The organism is Synechococcus sp. MU1611, from assembly GCF_020514255.1.
Classification (GTDB): Bacteria; Cyanobacteriota; Cyanobacteriia; order PCC-6307; family Cyanobiaceae; genus Parasynechococcus.
Map to the genome: position 1 here is coordinate 70318 of NZ_VTLC01000007.1, position 18762 is coordinate 89079.

Below are 18762 nucleotides of genomic sequence, written 5' to 3' on the forward strand. Positions count from 1 at the left end.
GTGAACGGAGTTTGAAGCGCATCAGAGATGCAACCCACGGCGGAACAGTTCACTGAAAAAGCCTGGGCCGCCATCGTCGCCGCCCAGCAACTGGCGCAAACCAGCAAACATCAGCACCTTGAAACGGAGCATCTGCTGCTGGCTCTTCTGCAGCAGAACGGTCTGGCTGGCCGAATTCTGAGCAAAGCAGGTGTCGACGTCGCCAATTTCCAAGCGTCGGTCGAGACCCATCTCAAGCAGCAACCCAGCCTTGGATCTCCACCGGAATCAGTCTTTCTGGGACGTTCCCTGAACAGCTGCCTGGATCGAGCAGAAACAGCCCGTGATGGATTCAGCGACAGCTACATCGCTATCGAACATCTGTTGCTGGCCTTGTCGGACGATGAACGCTGCGGAAGGCAACTGCTCAGCCAAGCGGGCGTTGATACCACCAAACTCAAAGAAGCCATTACTGCTGTGCGAGGCAACCAGACGGTGACCGATCAGAACCCAGAGGGAACCTATGAATCCCTCGAAAAGTATGGGAGGGACCTGACGGCAGCTGCCCGTGACGGCAAGCTAGACCCGGTGATCGGGCGGGACGAGGAGATCCGACGCACGATCCAGATCCTCAGCCGACGCACCAAGAACAACCCCGTGTTGATTGGCGAACCGGGGGTTGGCAAAACCGCAATTGTGGAGGGACTGGCACAGCGGATCGTCAACGGTGACGTACCGCAGGCCTTGCAGAATCGTCAGCTCATCGCCCTCGACATGGGGGCCCTGATCGCTGGAGCGAAATACCGAGGCGAGTTTGAGGAACGCCTCAAAGCTGTGCTCAAGGAGGTCACCTCCTCCGAAGGCCAGATCGTGCTGTTCATCGATGAAATCCACACGGTGGTGGGCGCAGGAGCCACCGGTGGAGCCATGGACGCCAGCAACCTGCTCAAACCGATGCTGGCCCGGGGAGAACTCCGCTGCATCGGTGCCACCACCCTTGATGAGCATCGACAGCACATCGAAAAGGACCCTGCCCTGGAGCGACGCTTCCAGCAAGTGTTGGTGGATCAACCCACGGTGGAAGACACGATTTCCATCCTGCGGGGTCTGAAAGAGCGCTATGAGGTGCACCACGGCGTCCGCATTGCCGACAGTGCCCTGGTGGCTGCTGCTGTCTTGAGCAGCCGCTACATCGCTGACCGCTTTTTGCCCGACAAAGCGATCGATCTGGTGGATGAATCCGCCGCGCGCCTGAAGATGGAGATCACCTCCAAACCTGAGGAGATCGATGAAATCGATCGCAAGATCCTGCAGCTGGAGATGGAAAAGCTCTCCCTCGGCCGTGAATCCGACAGTGCCAGCCAGGAACGGCTGCAACGGATCGAACGGGAACTGGCGGAACTGGGCGAACAGCAAAGTTCGCTGAATGCCCAGTGGCAGCAGGAGAAAGGCGCCATCGACGAGCTCTCGTCGCTTAAAGAAGAGATCGAACGGGTGCAGCTGCAGGTGGAACAAGCCAAGCGCAGCTACGACCTCAACAAAGCGGCGGAACTGGAATACGGCACCTTGGCCTCCCTGCAGAAGCAGTTGCTCGAGCAGGAAGCCCAGATCGCCTCGGAGGAGCCTGGTGAGAAAGGCTTGCTGCGGGAGGAGGTGAGTGAAGACGACATTGCCGAGGTGATCGCCAAGTGGACCGGGATCCCCGTGGCGCGGCTGGTGCAGAGCGAAATGGAGAAGCTGCTGCAGCTGGAGGATGACTTGCATCAGCGGGTGATCGGCCAGAACCAGGCCGTCACCGCGGTGGCGGATGCGATCCAACGATCCAGGGCAGGCCTGAGCGACCCGAACCGCCCCATCGCCAGCTTTCTCTTTCTCGGCCCCACCGGTGTTGGCAAGACCGAACTCTCCAAAGCACTCGCCAACCGGCTGTTCGACAGCGATGACGCGATGGTGCGCATCGACATGTCGGAGTACATGGAGAAGCACACCGTCAGTCGTTTGATCGGTGCGCCCCCAGGCTATGTGGGTTACGAAGCAGGGGGCCAGCTCACCGAAGCGGTGCGTCGTCGGCCCTACGCCGTGATCCTGTTCGACGAGGTAGAGAAAGCCCACCCCGATGTCTTCAACGTGATGCTGCAAATCCTCGATGACGGCCGCGTCACCGATGGGCAAGGCCGCACCGTGGACTTCACCAACACGGTGCTGATTCTCACCAGCAACATCGGCAGCCAATCGATCCTGGAGCTGGCCGCTGATCCCGAGCAGCATGAAGCGATGGAAGCCAGGGTGAATGAAGCTCTCCGGGCCCATTTCCGGCCGGAATTTCTCAATCGTCTGGACGATCAGATCATCTTCCACAGCCTCAGGCGGGAGGAGCTGCGCCAGATCGTCACCCTCCAGGTGGAACGCCTACGCAAGCGGCTGGCTGACCGCAAGCTGGAGCTCAACCTGAGTGACGGGGCCGCCGACTGGCTCGCCAGTGCTGGGTATGACCCTGTGTACGGGGCACGACCACTGAAACGGGCTGTTCAACGGGAACTTGAGACACCCATTGCCAAGGCGATCCTGGCGGGTCGTTACGGCGAGGGGCAGGCGATCAGCGTGGAGCTGGAGGCCGACCAGTTAGCTCTGCGCTGAGAACCATGGGGGAACCGCGCTGTAATTGGCTGCATTGCTGCTGTTCTCCCGCGCCTCCACGGCATAGCAACAGGTGCGACCGCTATCGCGCTCTTGCAGCAGCTCGTTGGCCCAGGTCCAGATCAAGGCCGCCGTCGCCTCCATGCCCACGTTCTCCATCACGCGGAGATCCAGGGCCCCGAGGTCGTGCAGCCGCTGCCATTCCGCCAGCAGAGGATCATCGGCATTAACCAGAAAGGTGTGGTCAAACTGCTGCCGCAGCTGTTGTTCGAAAGGGCGCAGGCTGGAGAAATCAACGACAAAACCGCAGGAATCCAGCTCCGTTGCGGCGAACCAGAGGATGAAACTGCGGCTGTAGCCATGCACGAAGCGGCAATGTCCTTCGTGACGCCACTGCCGATGACAGCAGGGATATCCGCTGAAGGCTTTGCTGCAGCTGTAAGGGGTCGGAGAAACGAGCAAGGGGGGGAAACGCTGAATGGAGCACGCTGCGGGAAGATTCAGGCGTTGCCCGAATGTCCGAGGCCTGATGCAGCCCCTCAGCCCCGCCTTCATTGACCAACTCCGTTTTAACGAAGCGGGGCTGATTCCAGCTGTGGCGCAGGACTGGCTGGACGGGGCTGTGCTGATGGTGGCCTGGATGAACCGGGAAGCGATCGAAGCGACCCTGCGCAGCGGTGAAGTGCATTACTGGAGCCGCTCACGCCAGGAGCTCTGGCACAAGGGTGCCACCAGCGGTCACATCCAGACAATGCGTGAGATCCGCTACGACTGTGATGCCGACGTGCTGTTGGTGACGATCGAGCAGACCGGGGATGTGGCATGCCACACCGGTGCCCGCAGCTGTTTCTTCGAGAACAGTGACGAAAGAACTCCTGGTGGAACAGCAGCTCTGCTGCCGCCAACGGATGCCTGCACCGAACTGTTCCGAGTGATCGAGGGAAGACGTGACCAACCGGAGCAGGGCAGTTACACCAACAAGCTGCTGGCGGGGGGAGACAACAGCATCCTCAAGAAGATTGGCGAGGAAAGCGCTGAGTTCGTGATGGCCTGCAAAGACGACAATGCCGACGAGATTGCGGGTGAGGCCGCTGACATCGTCTTCCACATGCAGGTCGCCCTGGCCCATCACGGTGTCAGCTGGAGGAAAGTTCAGGAAGTACTGGCGGCGCGACGGGGTGCCCCGCGCCGGCATTAAGGCAAGCAGGGGCTGTCGCTGCTGATCACCACTTCATCGCCGAGCTCCACCGTGTCCAAGAGCACCCCCATGGTGAGCTGACCGGTGTTGATGCAACCTCCAGTCACCGCCTTGCCGATCCTGGTCTCGTCGTTGGTGCCGTGAATGGCAAAGCTGTACCAGCGAAAGACGCCGTCGTAGGTGTTGAAGCGAAAGGGCTGCTCGGTTGCCGGAACAGGAGCCAGACTGATGTAGCCGATGCCGTATTCACCGGTTTCCCCATCACCTTTGAAGTCGATGGAATTCATGTTGGTGAAGAGGGTCTCGCGCAGCTCCTCCTCCGTTTTTCCTGATTGCTCCACCAGTGAGGGGTCCATCTCGAAGCGGTCGTTGCTGAGGATGGCGTTGACCTGAAACGTTCCGAGCGGAGTGACACCCTCTTCAAAGGTGGTGCCTTCACAGCCAATGCCATGGCGCCCATGGCCGACGGTGAAACGCAAAGGGCCCTCAGCACGATCCAACACACCTTCACTGGCGATGGGATTGCTGCCATTCAGCTGGATCCGAATCGGTTCACGAATCTGTGGGTCCTGCAGAAACGAACTGGTGTCAGAACGGCAACCCACAAGGCTGACGAGCACGCCAGCCATCACCAAAGAACGGATCAGATCCATGCATTGACCTCGAATGCGAGCAGCATGCCGCGCCCGGATGTCGACGTCACTCAGGCAAAGCAGATTCGGACGGTTCAATCGGCTGTTGAATCGGCTGTTGAATCGTCGACCCGAAGCGGGTCGTCTGCTGCATCACCCACACAAGGGTGAGGCGATCCCGTTCCGATGGCACCAATACAGGACTCTCACCCTGGTTTATCGCCAGGGCATCGGTAGGAACAGAACTATGACCCCAGAGCCCGAAGGCGTGGCCAAGTTCGTGCAGAGCTGTGGCTTGCAGGGCTTCGGCCCGAAGCTCCGGGGAGACCATCACCTTCACCTGGGGCTCCAATCGCCGGCTGCCAAGACGCTGCACGTCAACGATCTGCAGCTGCGTTCGTCCATTGCTCGCCCGCCATACCCCAGCGACCTGACGCCGCGCCGGACGCTCACGTCGAATCAGCACATTGGCCTGGTCTGGGCTGTCCACCCTCGTGATTGGAACCAGTGCCTTCCAGGTGGTCAACGCCGATGACACCGCCTTCAGCCAGCGTTGGTCCCAACGGTTGGCAGGGGTTGCGTCAGCAGGCTGAATCCAGACGCACCAGTGCTTCAGAACGGGCGGGCCCAGGGGTGTGGTGGCGAGGGAGGAGGCATACCCCGGACGCTGACCAGGAGCCTGGCGTTCCAAGGCAACCTTCAGCGTTCGAATCTGCTCTTGCGGAGGACAGAGGTCGGGTTGCATCAGGCGGCGGGGAGACCAACGCCGCGGGCCATGAGTGTCGCCATCAGAGGAATGCTGGCGAAGCCGACCAATTCAATGTTGATGATCCAGGCCAGACGACCTGCGAGAGCTTCGCTTACTTTCGGCAGCTCGCCCTTGCGCAGTGGAATCGCCCAGAGGATGTAGGTGATCGTGGGATACAGCGACAGCCCCCCCACGGAGAGGTAAAGGCCAACCTTCCACCAGAACAAGGGGTTCTGGGTATAGAACTCGGCACCCTGGCCGAAGTGAATCACCCGCAGAATTCCACTCACCAGCAAAGCCAGGGCAGCGATTCCGTAGACGATGTCGGTGATCACCATCGCCGTTGCTTCCTGGCGATTCGGATCGGCTTTGATCAGCTTCCGCTCCAGCACGAGTGCGCCGAAACAGAGCATGAAGCTGAGGTAGTGAACGTAGGCAACGCCAGCGTTTTTGGCGATGTCGGATGTCAGAGCGACGGCCAGGGGCATTGGCGTAGCAACAGAAGGTGCGGCGACCTTAGCCACCCAATTGAATTAACAATGAAAGATTCACTTCATCAACAGGAAGAAAGAGTGTAATAACGCAAAAAGTGTTAATTCGGGAGTCTTTATTATGACTGCCAGAAAAAAACACTTTGGTTCTAGGTTCAATTCAGCCGTATCGTCATGATGACGAGTTCTCTGAGTGCTTTTCTCGGCGAAATTGGTCGCCATCAGCTGCTCACCCCAGAGCAAGAACTGATGATGGGGAGGAAGGTTCAGGCGATGGTTGCCATCACCGAACGCTGTCATCTTGCTGGCGGGAGTGGCCCAGCATGTGAGTACAGCGATAAAGAAAAAGGAGTGATTCGCCGTGGAGAACGGGCCAAGAATCAGATGATCACCTCAAACCTTCGCCTGGTTGTCAATCTGGCGAAGCGCTATCAGGGCAAGGGCTTGGATCTTCTTGATCTCATTCAGGAGGGAACACTCGGGCTGACCCGTGCTGTGGAGAAATACGACCCCACCCGCGGCCATCGTTTTTCGACCTATGCCTATTGGTGGATCCGTCAGGGCCTGAACAGGGCGCTCTCCACCCAAAGCCGCACCATTCGCATTCCCGTGAATGTGAACGAAAAGCTCACCAAGCTGCGGGCGGCCAAGGCGCGCTTGATGCAGAGGAATGGCCTGAGCCCTACCGGGGAACAATTGGCGGAGTTCATGGAGATCCCCATCGCTGAAGTGGAAGACCTCTTGGCCTGTGAACTTCGCAGCGTCACCGTCAGCCTGCAGGGGGTTGTGAAATCGAAATCCGATCCCTCAGAGCTGGTGGACGTGCTGCCCAGCGAGGAGATGCCTCCGATGGAACGGGCCGAAATCGCTGAGCGCACAGCCTCGGTTTGGTCGTTGCTGGCCAAAGCCAATCTCACCCCGAAAGAGCACACCGTCGTGACCTTGCGCTTCGGGCTGGATGGCACCAACGAATGGCGCACCCTTGCAGAAGTGGCTCGCCACATGAACTGTTCACGGGAATATTGCCGTCAGGTGGTGCAGCGGGCCCTGCGCAAACTGCGCAAGACCGGAATTCAGAACGGACTCGTGGAATCCACACTCTGAACATCGGCTCACACCGCTAGCGCTTTGCAGCTGATGTGGTGAGAGTGAAGCAATCTGGCTCCCTCCGCATGACCAACCATGCAGCTCGAACCACCGTTGAAGCCGACGTGCTTGAACGGGAAGTCATCGACGAGAGTCTGCTGCGCCGGCTATTGCAGCGGGCTGGCAGGGGTCTTGCCGCCCCAGCTCTGGAAGCCCTGGAGTTGATGCTTGACCCAGAGACTCCCTCAGCAGCGCGACTGACGATGCTCGCAGCCCTGAGTTATCTATTGATGCCAGCTGATCTCATTCCCGACCTGCTTCCTGTGGCAGGTTTCAGTGATGATTTGGTCGCGCTCTCAGCAATGGTGGGACTTTGGAGCAATCACGTCACCCCGTCGATCCGGATGCGAGCTCGCCGCAAACTGGATCGATGGTTTCCCCTTGCGCACTGAATCGCGGAACTGAATCGCTGAACTGAGTTGCTGATTGATGACTGGCTGGACCCCTGAATTTGAAGCGGATCTCACCCTGCTGCTGAAGGATTGGTTGAAACACCAGGGGCGTTCGCAGGCCGACCTGCGGCGAAACCTGCGCGCCGTGTCGACCCGAATGCCCGCACTGCTGGAGGTGCTGGAACGAGAACACAAACTGCGCGGACTGTCCGGACTGGCTGATCGGCTCTGCAGCGTCGAAGCCGAATGGCATGGCCAGACTTCAGCAGACAACAACGGCGTCGCAGCAGCAGAGGTGGATCCTTTCGGTCAACTTGATCTGCTTTTGCAGGAAATTCGAGACGACTGCTCCGATTAAGGGACATCACGGGCAAAGTGGTGGCTCAGACATCGATCCGATGACGCCCACACAACTCCTTAGTGCCTCCTTCTGTTTGACGATGTCGGTGTGCGGCGCTTCGTCTGCCCTGGCCCAGACAGAAGGCTGGCTGAGGGGACCTGGCAGCGCAACAGGCAAAGACAGCAAGATCGAGGCCACGAATTGCGTCACTGCAGAAGACGGCTCGATGACCTGTGACACCAAAGTCGTTAACCCGGCCAGCAACACCAAAGCACGGCCCTACTACAACCCCTTCAACGACTGAGACCCGTGAGCGGACCCACCCGATCGAAGAGAACGTTTCTTGGTTTTGTTGATGCTGGTGAGCGCGAGGTCGCCCGACTTCTGACCCTGATCACTTCAGTTGTGATCGCTGCAGCGATCATCCAGCTGATGATTTCTCTGGGCTCCAAGCTGCTGACTGGATCAGCGGCAACGTGGTTAGGCGACGATCTCATCAAGATCCTCGGTGATCTGCTCACCGTTTTGATCGCCCTGGAGGTGCTGCAAAACATCACCAGTTACCTACGCCGCCATGTGGTGCAGATCGAACTGGTCCTGGTGACTGCTCTCACCGCAGTGGCCAGGAAAGTGATCGTGCTGCCTTCCGGTGCTGAAAACAAACCCCAACTTTTGGTTGGTCTAGGGATCGCGGTCGTCTCTCTCTCCGCCGCTTACTGGTTGGTCAAACGTGCCAATGCAACTCCCACCAAAACAAGGCTCGGGCGTGGGTCTACCAGCAAACTTGAGCACCAAGACTGACAACTGAGGGATATCAACTGAGGGATGTCGGCCAAAGAGGAAGGCCGCCCTTCCCGCTGGAAAGACGGCCTAACTCGCTCGTTTGCGCATTGCAATCGACCTCATATTCAGTGTCTGATGCCTTGGGAAATCTCCTCCAGCAATGGAACTGAGACAGGAAAGGTCGAAGCGTCTGGCTCAAGGCACCCTGGGGCCATGGGGTCCAGGTGTGAAGCAACTCTCCTGCGGGGCACCTCCGAACGATGCAGAGGAGAGTCGACTGGCTTGACGCTCTTCATTGTCGCGCCAGACGAATTGCTTACGAATGGGTGGAAACTGTTGGAGCAGGGGCCAGAAAGTCAGTCTGCTTCTGCGATTTGCTCAGGTGGAGTGTCGGCCGTCATGGGCACCTCCGATCTCGATACACACACTCTCGTCAGCGATGACGGCAACGGCAATCAGCTGTCGTGCTCATTGCCTTTTGGGGCCGGAACACCCCATCGTGGGAATGGCGTGCCTGAACAGACTTAAGGGGCATCCCAGTGCAGGGCCAGCCAGAGCGTTCCAGGATCAGGGTCCGTGCGCTCGACCCGGTGGCGTTGATGGGGCTGAAGTGAAAGATGATCTCCAGGGCTGAGATCCACAATCCGATCGGGGTTCTCCAGCGCAACACAGGCGCTACCCCGCAGGACAAGCACCCATTCGTGTTCGGACTGATCCATCCATTCGTCGCTGGGGGATCGGTAGTCATTCGATGCGATCAGCATCAATCTCCAAGTCTCGGCGGACGCCAGCACCCGCATTGATTCCTCCCCGGGAGGTGGGCAAGGGGTCGCCAGCAGATTGGCGTCCCCCCCCTGCCCATGGTCACGCTCTCCCCAGCGCCGACCAATGTCGAATCCCCAGGATTGGGCCAGCTGCACAACCTGATTGTGGTCAGCACAGTCCGCCAGCTTTTGACGACTGCTGGAGTCCTGCTGCACACGCTCCGCAAGGGACTGAAGTTGGGAGATCTTGCTGAGGAAACGGATCAGATCCTGTTCCGCCATGGGGGGACCACACAGCTTCAATAGTGATCCTGACAACAGACCAATTCAGGGATGGGCGCAAAAGTCAGAAGATCCTGACGTTCTATTTCATGCCTTCTGCAACCAAGGCTCTCACCATCAGCGATCTGGAAGCAGGCTTCTCCAACTACTGCTTGGCCCTGAGACGCCTTGTCGCGGATGGACGCGACCTAGACGCCATTCGCCGGACTGTCTGCTGGGATTACCTGCAAAGACTGCACAGCTCCCTTCCTCAGGATTACCGCTCTCCAGACGAACTGATTCAGCGGTACCTAAGGGAGGCATCACCTGCTCAAGCAGACTGATCGAAGCCACAACATCCCTGTGCTGAGCCCTGTACTGCGCTACTGCATTGGTGCATGTCTGCTGCTGCTGCTGAGCCTCGGAACAGCTGAAGCCACTGCCGCTGCCGTTCCAGATGCCCAGCAAGGAGCGGTGTTGTTCGAACAGCACTGCGCGGGATGCCACATCAACGGCGGCAACATCATTCGCCGTGGAAAAAACCTGAAGCTGAAGACCCTCGAGCGTGATGACATCGCAACGGTGGACGCCATCGCAGCCATCGCCCGTGAAGGGCGAGGCCAGATGAGCGGATACGCAGACGTTCTCGGGACGGATGGTGATCAGCTTGTGGCGGAATGGATCCTGATGCAGGCTCAGAACGCCTGGACCCAGGGATAAACCTCGAGAGCCGTCCAGATTCCCTGCTTCCAATAAATGTCGTCCTCAACGAGCTTGCGCACGACGGAGATGTCGTCTGCCTCGAAGATTCCGAAAACGTGGGTGCTTCCTTCAGTGGGCCCAAGAGTGACAAGCGTCCCCTGCTCTTTAAGACCCTGAAGGCGAGCGAGGTGTTCATCTCGATAGGGAGCACGCTTCAAAAGAGCATCCGTGCAGTAAGTGCCCCACAAGACGAAACGTGCCATAGCAAAAGATGAAATACCGAAGAACTTTTCAGTAGAAAGGATGGCATAACGGATTGAGAAAACGCTATGTTGTGAAGGTTGATTTCTCACGAAAGCGATGCTCACTGGGAGCGACCTTCTCAATAAAGTCAAAGACCTGGGTGATGTCAGCAAGTCTGATCTGGTTCGTGTCTGTGGCTATGTTTCCCACAAAAAGGATGGCAGCGAACGTCTGAATTTCACCGCTTTCTATGAAGCCCTCTTGGATGCCAAAGGCGTCAGTCTTGGTAGCGGCGGTGTTGGCGGTGTCGGCAAAGGTGGCCGCAAGCTCAGCTATGTGGCCACAGTGCAAGGCAACGGCAACTTGCTGATCGGCAAGGCGTATACGGCTCTTCTTGACCTCACGCCTGGAGATGAATTTGAAATCAAACTAGGCCGCAAGCAAATTCGTTTGACGCCTGTTGGTGGGAGTGATGAAGACGAAGAGTGATGCAGCCACAGGTGCTGAGAGCACAAGTGTTCTCTCTCTGGTCGAGACCTTTTCAACCCCGACCATCGTCGGGGTTTTTTCATGCCATCAGCGTGATGGAGGCCACTAAGGCTGATCAGCAGCGACGCGCAATTCAGCGCAAAAACGACCAGCCTCCTGAGCGATTTCGCCAGGAGATGCTGCAGCCATCCTTTTCACAAGCGCACTTCCCACAATCGCTCCATCGGCACCCCAGCCACGAACCTGGCGCACCTGCTCAGAGCCTGAAATTCCAAAACCAACGGCGACAGGAACGGGTGAGGTTTGTTTCAGCTGCTGGACCAACCCTTCAACTCTGCTTTCCATTTGGGCCCGCTCACCGGTGACACCGGTGACACTCACCAGATAAGTGAAACCTCGGCTGCATGTCGCAATCCGACCCATTCGATCTTTGGGTGTGGTGGGTGCAACAAGAAGCACGAGATCCAATCCGTATCGCTCTGCAATTGTCGACAACCGCTCCGCCTCTTCGAGAGGTAAATCAGGCACCACAAGCCCGGCCGCACCGGCCTCCGCTGCGGACTGGCAGAACGCCTCCATTCCCACATTCAGCAGCGGATTGGAGTAAGTAAACAGAATGACGGGAATCTGCAATTTCCCTTTCAAGGACCGCAGCATGTTCAGAACCGCCTTGGGCGTGGTTCCAGCGGCAAGGGCCCGAGAAGCGGCGGCCTGAATGACCGGTCCATCAGCGAGAGGGTCGCTGTAGGGCATCCCCAGTTCCACCATGTCGGCCCCGGCACTTTGCAGGCTGAGGAGCACTTCAGCGGTCACAGAGAGATCAGGGTCGCCAGCCATCAGGAACGGCATCAGAGCGAGGCGACCGTCCTGCTTCAGCTGCTCAAAGCGCTGGGCGATGGAAGAGGACTGCTGATTGGGCATCTCGGTCAACCGACCAGGAACAAACCTCGAAAGCCTATGAGTCGGCGGGGGCGTCACCGTCCGAAGCAACCGAGGCATCCGCACCTATCTTGCGCAGCAGCGCCTGCTGCTCCTCCTCTGGGAGAGCGTCAAAACGAGCCTGAAGCGCGTCAGCCTCCTGCTTGTCGTACACCTCGCGGTAGCGACGCCGCTGATTCATGTAGGTCATTTGGCCGGTCACAACCCGAAACAGGTAGGAACTCGTCCAGACCACAACGATCACCACCAACAATGTCTGGGCAGCAATCCCTGCCGAGAAACCTTCAAAGCCCGCAGCTTGAAAGCCCACTTGCCCAACCCCTCCCAGCAGGAGGACGGCGAGTCCAATCAGAAGAACCTTTCCACGCGTCAATTCAGACGTCTCCCTGCCCGCTGAGACGGAAATTGAGGAACGGAGCGAACAGAATCATCCCCGGGAAAAAGAAGAAGACCATCCCATATATCCCCAGGCGCTCCAGCTTGCCCATCCGATGCCAGCGCTGGTTCATCCAGGCAAAAAGGGCCAGCGGAATGACCACGAGGTACAAACCGCCCAGCACGACGTAGGCCAAAAGAACCAGCAGTGTGTCCTGTGGGACTTGATGGAGCAGGGACGAGAGGTCCAAGGCCTGAGGACAGCTAAGGGAAATCTAAGATGTCTGGGCGGGGGCATGGCGGAATCGGTAGACGCACGCGACTTAAAATCGTTTGGGCCGAAAGGCCTGTGGGGGTTCAAGTCCCCCTGCCCCCACCACCCGCGTTCAAGACGGCAGTAACTCGGCGAGCTTGGTGCGGAAATCTCCCTTGGGCATACCGCCCTTCAATTCCCCCTCGATCGAGAAATCGCCATCGGGATCGCTCACCAGCAGGTAGGTCGGCCACCCCATACCCTCCTTGTTGGGGTACTGCTTGAGCAGGATCTTCCTGTATTTGCGGTACATCTCGGTGTCCTGCAGCATCACTGAGATAAAGCTGCAGCCGAGTTCCTCCGCCACTTTTCCGTCGTAATGACTCATGCGGTGACAGGTTCCGCAGTCTTCAGAGCTGAACTTGATCAGGTGCATCGGCGACGGCCCAGGAGAGGATCTCTCCAGCATGGAAAGGAACCAGTCCATTCACAAGTTCCGGAACCAAATGATCACGCCGCTGCAGGGTGATGCGTTGGCTGTTGGCTGGCAGGTCGTAGAAGGCCGGCCCATTCAGGCTGGTGAAAGCTTCCAGCTGGGCAAGAGCACCCTCTTCATCGAAGACCTGGGCGTAGCTCTCCAAAGCGAAGGGAGCATTGAAAATGCCGGCGCAACCGCAGGAACTCTCCTTTGATGCCCGCTCGTGAGGTGCTGTGTCAGTGCCGAGAAAGAAGCGCGGGTCACCGCTGGTCGCCGCCCGGCGTAGGGCCTGACGGTGACATTCCCGCTTGGCGACGGGAAGGCAGTAAAAGTCACTGCGCAACCCTCCGGCAAACATCGCGTTGCGGTTGATATGCAGATGGTGGGGGGTGATCGTGGCCGCGAGATGGTGATCCGCGGAGCTGACGTACTGCACAGCCTGCTCGGTGGTGATGTGCTCGAACACAACCTTCAGCTCGGGATGACGAACCCTCAGGGGTGCCAAATGGCGTTCAATGAACACCGCCTCACGGTCGAAAATATCGATATCGGCATCGGTGACCTCTCCATGGATCAGCAACGGCATGCCGATCCGGGCCATCGTCTCCAGCACTGGATCGATCTGCAGCAGATCCGTTACTCCAGCTGCTGAATTGGTGGTTGCGTTGGCGGGATAAAGCTTGGCCGCGGCAAACACTCCCTCTCTAAAGCCAGTCTCGAGCTCGGAGGGATCGATCGAGTCGGTGAGGTAGGCCGTCATCAACGGCGTGAACTCCAGATCAGCGGGACATGCCGCCTGAATACGCGCGCGGTATGCCCGCGCCGAAGCAACGGTTGTCACCGGAGGGCGCAGATTGGGCATCACGATCGCCCGACGAAAACGACGGGCTGTATGGGCCACAACATGCGTGAGCATCTCGCCGTCACGGAGATGCACATGCCAATCATCCGGAGAGATGATCGAAATCTGATCAGTCATTCAGCGCCAAACCATTGACGGCAAGACGCAAGGCCACGAGGCGATCGGCGCTGATGTGGCTCTTGGGAACACGATCAAGCAGCTTGAGCTTCTGAAGCCGATTTTCTGTACTTCCCGTCGCAACGACCAGGTAAACCCTGCGCCCTTCTTCAATCGCTTCCTTGACCGCATTCTCGAGAGCGATCGCAGCGGTGACCCCGAGGTGGGATACCTCTGAGAGGTCGAAGACGACCGCCTGACAATTGCCGATGGCGTTGTGCTCGCGAGCGATCGCTTTAGCCACACCGAAGATCATTGGGCCGGCGAGCTGAAACAACAGGACCTTGCCGGAGGCCTGATCCAGCAACACCTGCTCCTCTTCAGTCAGCTCCACATCGTCATCTGCTGTGCTGATCGTTTTCACTTTTCTGGACTGCAAAGCGCTCATCCGATCAATGGTGAGGACGTTGGCCACGAAGACGCCAATCCCCACCGCAGTAATCAGATCCACCAACACCGTGAGCGCAATGACGCCGTAGGTGATCACCGCAGCTTTAACCGAAAGGTGATGGGCCCGTTGAAGGAAATCCCAGTCGATGATGTCGATACCCACCTTCAGGGCGATCCCCGCCAGAACAGCAAGGGGGATCGTGGAGGCGAGGGGAGCGGCGGCCAGAACAACCACCACCAAAATCCCCGCTCGGACAATTCCAGAGAGGGCCGAACGTCCGCCAGCCTGAATGTTGACCACAGTGCCCATGGTGGCTCCCGCCCCAGGGAGACCTCCGAAGACACCCGAGGCGATGTTCGCCAGTCCCTGGCCCACCAGTTCCTTGTTCGAGTTGTGCTCGGTGCGGGTGAGGCTGTCGGCCACCACGGAGGTGAGCAGCGCATCGATGCACCCGAGCATGCCCAACACAGCCGCATCAACGAACATCAAGCGCAGCTGCCCTCCAGAGAAGGTGGGCACATGCAGGCTGGGGAGCTCGGCATTGAAGGGCGGAATGGTCTTGAGGCCAGCGTTTTGAAACAAGGTCATCGACAGAACCGTTCCCAAGACCAGAGCCAGGAGCTGCGGCGGACAGAAACGCTTGACGTTTGCTGGGGTGAACCAGAGGATCGCGACGGTGATCAAGGCAAGAGCCAGCTCCATCGGCTGCACGCCAGCGATCAACCCGGGCAAATTGGACAAGGTCCCCATGACCCCGCCCGATGCGGTCTGACCGAGGAAGGCCGGCAGCTGGAGAATCACCAGGATGGCTCCGATCCCCGACATGAAGCCGGAGATCACCGTGTAGGGCATCTGGGTGACATATCGACCCAGACGGAACACGCCGAAGAGGATCTGAAACAGGCCCGCCAGGATGACCACAGTGAAGGCCATGGCCATGGCGGTTTCCTTGTCCGGAGCCGTGGCGGTGAAGCTCAGGATTACAGAGGTAAACACCACGGTCATCGGACCAGTGGGTTCAGAGATCAAGGTGGGTGTACCGCCGAAGACGGCGGCCACCAAGCCGATGATCACAGCTCCCCAAAGTCCCGGTGCTGGGTCGCCCGTTGCGGCGACCCCGAAGGCCAGGGCCATCGGAAGGGCAATCACCGCGGCGGTGACGCCACCGAAGGCGTCACCGCGCAGATTGCTTGTGGAAATCCGATTCAACAAAAGTTCTGGCACTGAACCGCAGCGCCTGACATTAAGTGGAGTCACGACAAAGCAGAATCCCCTCACACAACTGATCCCTCCCCATGCCTGAATTTGTACAGGCCACGATTGAAGTGCTGCTGGGGATCGGGCTGCTGTTCGGCGGCGGAGAGCTGTTCGTTCAGGGGGCCGTCGCCATGGCGGTGATCTTCGGCATTCCCCAGCTCGTGATCGGGCTCACAGTGGTTTCACTGGGCACCAGCGCGCCAGAACTGTTCGTCAGCCTCAGTTCAGTGCTGCAAGGGGCTGACGCCCTCGCCGTCAGCAATGTGGTGGGCAGCAACATCTTCAACGTGATGGTGGTGCTGGGCAGCAGCGCCCTTGTTCTGCCGTTGCGTGTCGAAAGCCGACTGGTGCGGCGGGACGTCCCCCTGATGATTGCGATCTCAGCGGCGGTTTGGGGCATGGCCTCCGCAGGACGGGTCACCTGGCAAGCGGGCCTGGCGTTGCTGTTGGGACTCTTGATCAACACCATCTGGGAGATCCGCACCGCCCGTGAACAACCGGACGACAGCGGTAGCGCTGAACCCGACATCGAAGAGGACGCGGCGAGCGGCGGTTGGACCCTGGCCGTCCTGCGACTGCTCGGGGGCATTGGCATCCTCACCATCGGATCACGGGTGCTGGTAAGCGGAGCCACGTCAGCCGCCACCTACTTGGGAGTCAGTGAGGCGGTGATCGGTCTGACGATCGTTTCAGCCGGAACCTCGATGCCGGAATTGATCACCTCCCTCGTTGCCGCCCTGCGGGGGCGCACCGATCTAGCGATCGGCAATGTGGTGGGCAGCTGCTTGCTGAACCTGCTGCTGGTCCTGGGAGGAGGAGCCTTGGCCGCCGCTGGCCGTGGGCTGGAGGTCAGCCCCGAATTGATTCAGGACGACCTGCCAGTGATGTTGCTAACGAGCCTGGCCTGCATGCCGATCTTCTGGACGCGCGGACGGATCAGCCGACTGGAAGGGGGGCTGTTGCTGGGTTTGTACGTTCTTTACATCGTTGACAACGTTCTACCGAGAACAACTCTGGCCAGTTGGTCGGATGAATTTCGGCTGTTGATGCTCTGTCTTGTGCTGCCGGTCGTGATGATCGTGATCATGACCCAGGCCTTGGTGTTCTGGAGAACGAGGACTTAGCGGCATCCGAGTGCTCCCCGTGATGAGACGGATGGAGTTGTATTTCCTCATCCAGGGATGACCGCCTGATTAGCCGTGTTCATCCTTGAGGCAGATGATGCTCGGCTTGCCGATGCTTGAGCTGCTTCCCCCGCTCAACGACAAGAATCTTCCCTGGATCGACGTCATCCATCCCATCGTTGTTCACTTCGTGATCGCGATGGCATTGATCACCGTCGTGTTCGACGTCATTGGTGTGATCAGCGGCAAGAAGAACCTGTTTGAGGTGAGCTTCTGGAACCTGATCGTCGCCACCGTTGCGATCTTCGTGGCCATCATCTTCGGCCAGGTGGAAGCCGGTCTCGCCAATCCCTATGGCGCGTCACGGGACATCCTCAACATCCACAGCACCATCGGCTGGTCCCTCGCGGGTGTGCTCGCCCTGCTTACAAGCTGGCGCTACGTCGCCCGGCAAAAAGACCCAGCGATCTTGCCCAGGGGCTTTCTCATCTTTGACGTCGTGCTGGCGGGTCTCGTGATCACGCAGGTGTACCTCGGAGACAAGCTGGTCTGGGTTTACGGGCTGCATACGGTCCCCGTGGTTGAAGCCATCCGTCAGGGAGTGGTCTCGTGACGCTCTTCGCCACGATCGCCTCGCCGATCAACGACATTGCCGACTCCCTCGGCGCCAACAACCTTCCCTACGCGATTCCGCTGCACCCCAACCTGGTGCATCTGACCATCGGGTTGTTTGCGATCGCCATCGCCTTCGACTTCGCCGGTGCGTTCTACCCGTTGGAAAAACGGGTGTTCCGCTTTCTTGCTCTACCAGTCACCCGCAGCGGCTTCCACGACGTGGGCTGGTACAACCTCGTGGCCTGCAGCGGCATCAGCTTCTTCACCGTGGCAGCAGGGTTCTACGAAATGCTGCTGGCGGTTCCATTACCGGGCATTCGCAGCATCCTCGGCCAGACCGCCATCGACACGATGCTCTGGCATGCCATCGGTGGCGTCGCGATTCTGCTGGTGATCGTGGCCATGACCATCTGGCGGGGTTACCAACGTTTTGTTTGGCGCAAGGACTTGGGCCGTCAGGTGACCTGGCTGTATCTGCTTTGCGGCACCGCCATGCTGCTGGTCATGGGCCTGCACGGAAGCCTTGGCGCCTGGTTGGCCAGTGACTTCGGGGTGCACATCACCGCAGACCAGTTACTCGCTTCCGGTGCCGATCTGCAGGAGGCATTGCCATGACCACCACCGCCCCCAAGAACGGCCCGAACATCGGCGCCATCGTGATCATCAGCATCGCTGTTGCGATCAATCTTGTGATCGCCAAACTGATGGCGACATGGTCCTACAGCTGGTTCCCACCGCAGGCCTCCAGCGCAGCGTCCTACGTCGACGATCTATTCGCCCTGGAGACCGGCATCGGCTCCTTCATTTTCTTTGGCTGCACCGGTGTCATGGGCTGGGTTCTGTTGTTCAACAGAGCCGGCAAATACGACGAGAGCGACGGTGCGCCGATTGAGGGCAACACCAAACTCGAGATCATCTGGACGATCATTCCGCTGGTGACGGTCTTCGTGATCGCCGCCTACACGATGAACGTGAACATGAAGCTTCAGACCCTTGGTCCGAAGCAGAAGTACGCCATCGGCACCGATCCCACCGCCCTCATTGCAGTCGATCCCACCGCGGACATCGGACCAATCGATGTGATTGCCCGCCAGTGGAGCTGGGAGTTCGTCTACCCCAGCGGCGTGCGCAGTTCGGAACTGCACATCCCAGTGGATCAACGGGTGAATCTCCGGCTGATCTCAGAAGACGTGCTGCACAGTTTCTTTGTGCCGGCCTTTCGACTGAAGCAAGACATCATCCCCGGCAGCATCATTTCCTACAGCCTCACGCCTACCAAGGAGGGGAGGTTCCGGTTAAGGGACGCCATGTTCAGCGGCGCCTACTTCTCCCAGAACCAGACAGACGTGATCGTCGAATCCGAGCAGGCCTACGACGGCTGGCTGAAAGCCACAGCCCAAAAGCCACTACAACCCGGCCTCGATCCAGGGCGACCGCTGTACGACCGACGTCTCAGTCGAGGAGACAAGGGCTGGGCAACGGTACCCCCCGCTCCCGCCCCGATGGT

Annotated in this window: 26 protein-coding genes and 1 tRNA gene; 15 read left to right on the forward strand and 12 right to left on the reverse strand. The window is 58.9% G+C overall.

Annotated features, from left to right (window positions below; genetic code table 11):
- Positions 1–27 precede the first annotated feature (27 nt).
- The gene (gene clpB, locus FZZ92_RS12360) at positions 28–2616 is read left to right on the forward strand and encodes an ATP-dependent chaperone ClpB (RefSeq protein ID WP_226398440.1); all 2589 of its coding nucleotides are present in this window, start codon (positions 28–30) and stop codon (positions 2614–2616) included.
- On the opposite strand, the gene FZZ92_RS12365 is transcribed toward clpB, so the two are convergent.
- Positions 2602–3078: a 6-carboxytetrahydropterin synthase gene (locus FZZ92_RS12365; protein WP_226406603.1), complete on the reverse strand. Its 477-nt coding sequence runs from the start codon at positions 3076–3078 to the stop codon at positions 2602–2604. The two genes, clpB and FZZ92_RS12365, sit on opposite strands and share 15 nt — an antisense overlap.
- Before the next feature lie 67 nt (positions 3079–3145).
- On the opposite strand from FZZ92_RS12365, the gene hisIE reads away from it, so the two are divergent.
- Positions 3146–3814 (forward strand): bifunctional phosphoribosyl-AMP cyclohydrolase/phosphoribosyl-ATP diphosphatase HisIE, encoded by a 669-nt coding sequence (hisIE, locus tag FZZ92_RS12370; RefSeq protein ID WP_226406601.1) that lies wholly within the window; start codon positions 3146–3148, stop codon positions 3812–3814.
- On the opposite strand, the gene FZZ92_RS12375 is transcribed toward hisIE, so the two are convergent.
- The 3 genes from FZZ92_RS12375 to FZZ92_RS12385 are packed head-to-tail and all read right to left on the reverse strand — an operon-like array spanning position 3811 to position 5682.
- The gene (locus FZZ92_RS12375) at positions 3811–4467 is read right to left on the reverse strand and encodes a L,D-transpeptidase (protein WP_226398437.1); all 657 of its coding nucleotides are present in this window, start codon (positions 4465–4467) and stop codon (positions 3811–3813) included. The two genes, hisIE and FZZ92_RS12375, sit on opposite strands and share 4 nt — an antisense overlap.
- Positions 4468–4513: 46 nt before the next feature.
- Positions 4514–5191 carry a peptidase gene (locus FZZ92_RS12380; protein ID WP_226423326.1) on the reverse strand — a complete coding sequence of 226 codons (678 nt, stop codon included), beginning with the start codon at positions 5189–5191 and terminating at the stop codon, positions 4514–4516.
- On the reverse strand, positions 5191–5682 hold the full coding sequence (locus FZZ92_RS12385) for a DUF2214 family protein (RefSeq protein WP_115093628.1): 492 nt from the start codon (positions 5680–5682) through the stop codon (positions 5191–5193). Before FZZ92_RS12385 ends, FZZ92_RS12380 begins: the two co-directional genes overlap by 1 nt.
- 180 nt (positions 5683–5862) lie before the next feature.
- Between FZZ92_RS12385 and FZZ92_RS12390 the strand changes: the two genes are divergently transcribed.
- The 5 genes from FZZ92_RS12390 to FZZ92_RS12410 all read left to right on the forward strand — a co-directional run bounded on the left by FZZ92_RS12390 (position 5863) and on the right by FZZ92_RS12410 (position 8364).
- Positions 5863–6789, forward strand: coding sequence for a sigma-70 family RNA polymerase sigma factor (locus tag FZZ92_RS12390; protein WP_226398435.1), 927 nt, complete (start codon positions 5863–5865; stop codon positions 6787–6789).
- Between the two features lie 68 nt (positions 6790–6857).
- Positions 6858–7223: a YkvA family protein gene (locus FZZ92_RS12395; RefSeq protein ID WP_115023545.1), complete on the forward strand. Its 366-nt coding sequence runs from the start codon at positions 6858–6860 to the stop codon at positions 7221–7223.
- A gap of 37 nt (positions 7224–7260) precedes the next feature.
- Positions 7261–7581 (forward strand): hypothetical protein, encoded by a 321-nt coding sequence (locus FZZ92_RS12400; RefSeq protein ID WP_226423327.1) that lies wholly within the window; start codon positions 7261–7263, stop codon positions 7579–7581.
- Positions 7582–7621: 40 nt separating this feature from the next.
- On the forward strand, positions 7622–7867 hold the full coding sequence (locus FZZ92_RS12405) for a hypothetical protein (protein ID WP_115023549.1): 246 nt from the start codon (positions 7622–7624) through the stop codon (positions 7865–7867).
- 5 nt (positions 7868–7872) lie between these two features.
- Positions 7873–8364 (forward strand): phosphate-starvation-inducible PsiE family protein, encoded by a 492-nt coding sequence (locus tag FZZ92_RS12410; protein ID WP_226423328.1) that lies wholly within the window; start codon positions 7873–7875, stop codon positions 8362–8364.
- A gap of 506 nt (positions 8365–8870) precedes the next feature.
- On the opposite strand, the gene FZZ92_RS12415 is transcribed toward FZZ92_RS12410, so the two are convergent.
- Positions 8871–9392, reverse strand: a complete 522-nt coding sequence (locus FZZ92_RS12415; RefSeq protein ID WP_226423335.1) for a Nif11 domain/cupin domain-containing protein — start codon at positions 9390–9392, stop codon at positions 8871–8873.
- 89 nt (positions 9393–9481) lie between these two features.
- On the opposite strand from FZZ92_RS12415, the gene FZZ92_RS12420 reads away from it, so the two are divergent.
- A complete protein-coding gene (locus tag FZZ92_RS12420) occupies positions 9482–9715 on the forward strand; it encodes a DUF3136 domain-containing protein (RefSeq protein WP_226398431.1) in 234 nt (77 codons plus the stop codon).
- Positions 9716–9734: 19 nt separating this feature from the next.
- Positions 9735–10091: a c-type cytochrome gene (locus tag FZZ92_RS12425; RefSeq protein ID WP_370629824.1), complete on the forward strand. Its 357-nt coding sequence runs from the start codon at positions 9735–9737 to the stop codon at positions 10089–10091.
- Here FZZ92_RS12425 and FZZ92_RS12430 read toward each other — a convergent pair.
- Positions 10067–10336 (reverse strand): YciI family protein, encoded by a 270-nt coding sequence (locus tag FZZ92_RS12430; RefSeq protein ID WP_226398430.1) that lies wholly within the window; start codon positions 10334–10336, stop codon positions 10067–10069. The genes FZZ92_RS12425 and FZZ92_RS12430 overlap by 25 nt on opposite strands.
- Positions 10337–10433: 97 nt before the next feature.
- Here FZZ92_RS12430 and FZZ92_RS12435 point away from each other — a divergent pair, with 97 nt between their 5' ends.
- Positions 10434–10805: an AbrB family transcriptional regulator gene (locus FZZ92_RS12435; RefSeq protein ID WP_226398429.1), complete on the forward strand. Its 372-nt coding sequence runs from the start codon at positions 10434–10436 to the stop codon at positions 10803–10805.
- 105 nt (positions 10806–10910) lie between these two features.
- Here the strand turns inward: FZZ92_RS12435 and trpA are convergent, their stop codons facing one another.
- The 3 genes from trpA to FZZ92_RS12450 are packed head-to-tail and all read right to left on the reverse strand — an operon-like array spanning position 10911 to position 12370.
- Complete coding sequence (gene trpA, locus FZZ92_RS12440; protein WP_226398428.1) at positions 10911–11726, reverse strand: tryptophan synthase subunit alpha; 816 nt, start codon at positions 11724–11726, stop codon at positions 10911–10913.
- A gap of 34 nt (positions 11727–11760) precedes the next feature.
- On the reverse strand, positions 11761–12117 hold the full coding sequence (locus tag FZZ92_RS12445) for a DUF3007 family protein (protein ID WP_115023559.1): 357 nt from the start codon (positions 12115–12117) through the stop codon (positions 11761–11763).
- A gap of 1 nt (position 12118) precedes the next feature.
- Complete coding sequence (locus tag FZZ92_RS12450) at positions 12119–12370, reverse strand: NAD(P)H-quinone oxidoreductase subunit L (protein WP_226398427.1); 252 nt, start codon at positions 12368–12370, stop codon at positions 12119–12121.
- 39 nt (positions 12371–12409) lie between these two features.
- Between FZZ92_RS12450 and FZZ92_RS12455 the strand changes: the two genes are divergently transcribed.
- Positions 12410–12498, forward strand: a tRNA-Leu gene (locus FZZ92_RS12455).
- A gap of 7 nt (positions 12499–12505) precedes the next feature.
- Here the strand turns inward: FZZ92_RS12455 and FZZ92_RS12460 are convergent.
- From FZZ92_RS12460 to FZZ92_RS12470, 3 genes are read right to left on the reverse strand one after another with little or no spacing between them, the layout of a single operon-like run.
- Complete coding sequence (locus FZZ92_RS12460; protein ID WP_166016721.1) at positions 12506–12808, reverse strand: thioredoxin family protein; 303 nt, start codon at positions 12806–12808, stop codon at positions 12506–12508.
- Entirely contained in the window at positions 12783–13829 is a 1047-nt protein-coding gene (pyrC, locus tag FZZ92_RS12465) for a dihydroorotase (protein WP_226423329.1), read from the reverse strand. The genes FZZ92_RS12460 and pyrC overlap by 26 nt, the downstream gene beginning before the upstream one ends.
- Entirely contained in the window at positions 13822–15471 is a 1650-nt protein-coding gene (locus tag FZZ92_RS12470) for a SulP family inorganic anion transporter (RefSeq protein ID WP_226423336.1), read from the reverse strand. The genes pyrC and FZZ92_RS12470 overlap by 8 nt, the downstream gene beginning before the upstream one ends.
- Positions 15472–15554: 83 nt before the next feature.
- Here FZZ92_RS12470 and FZZ92_RS12475 point away from each other — a divergent pair, with 83 nt between their 5' ends.
- The 4 genes from FZZ92_RS12475 to FZZ92_RS12490 form a co-directional block, all read left to right on the forward strand.
- Positions 15555–16640 (forward strand): calcium/sodium antiporter, encoded by a 1086-nt coding sequence (locus tag FZZ92_RS12475; protein ID WP_226423330.1) that lies wholly within the window; start codon positions 15555–15557, stop codon positions 16638–16640.
- Positions 16641–16752: 112 nt separating this feature from the next.
- Complete coding sequence (locus FZZ92_RS12480; protein ID WP_115024278.1) at positions 16753–17253, forward strand: DUF2231 domain-containing protein; 501 nt, start codon at positions 16753–16755, stop codon at positions 17251–17253.
- A complete protein-coding gene (locus FZZ92_RS12485) occupies positions 17250–17870 on the forward strand; it encodes a DUF2231 domain-containing protein (protein WP_226423331.1) in 621 nt (206 codons plus the stop codon). Before FZZ92_RS12480 ends, FZZ92_RS12485 begins: the two co-directional genes overlap by 4 nt.
- The coding region (locus FZZ92_RS12490; RefSeq protein ID WP_226423332.1) for a cytochrome c oxidase subunit II at positions 17867–18762 on the forward strand (896 nt) is incomplete at its 3' end. The genes FZZ92_RS12485 and FZZ92_RS12490, both read left to right, overlap by 4 nt.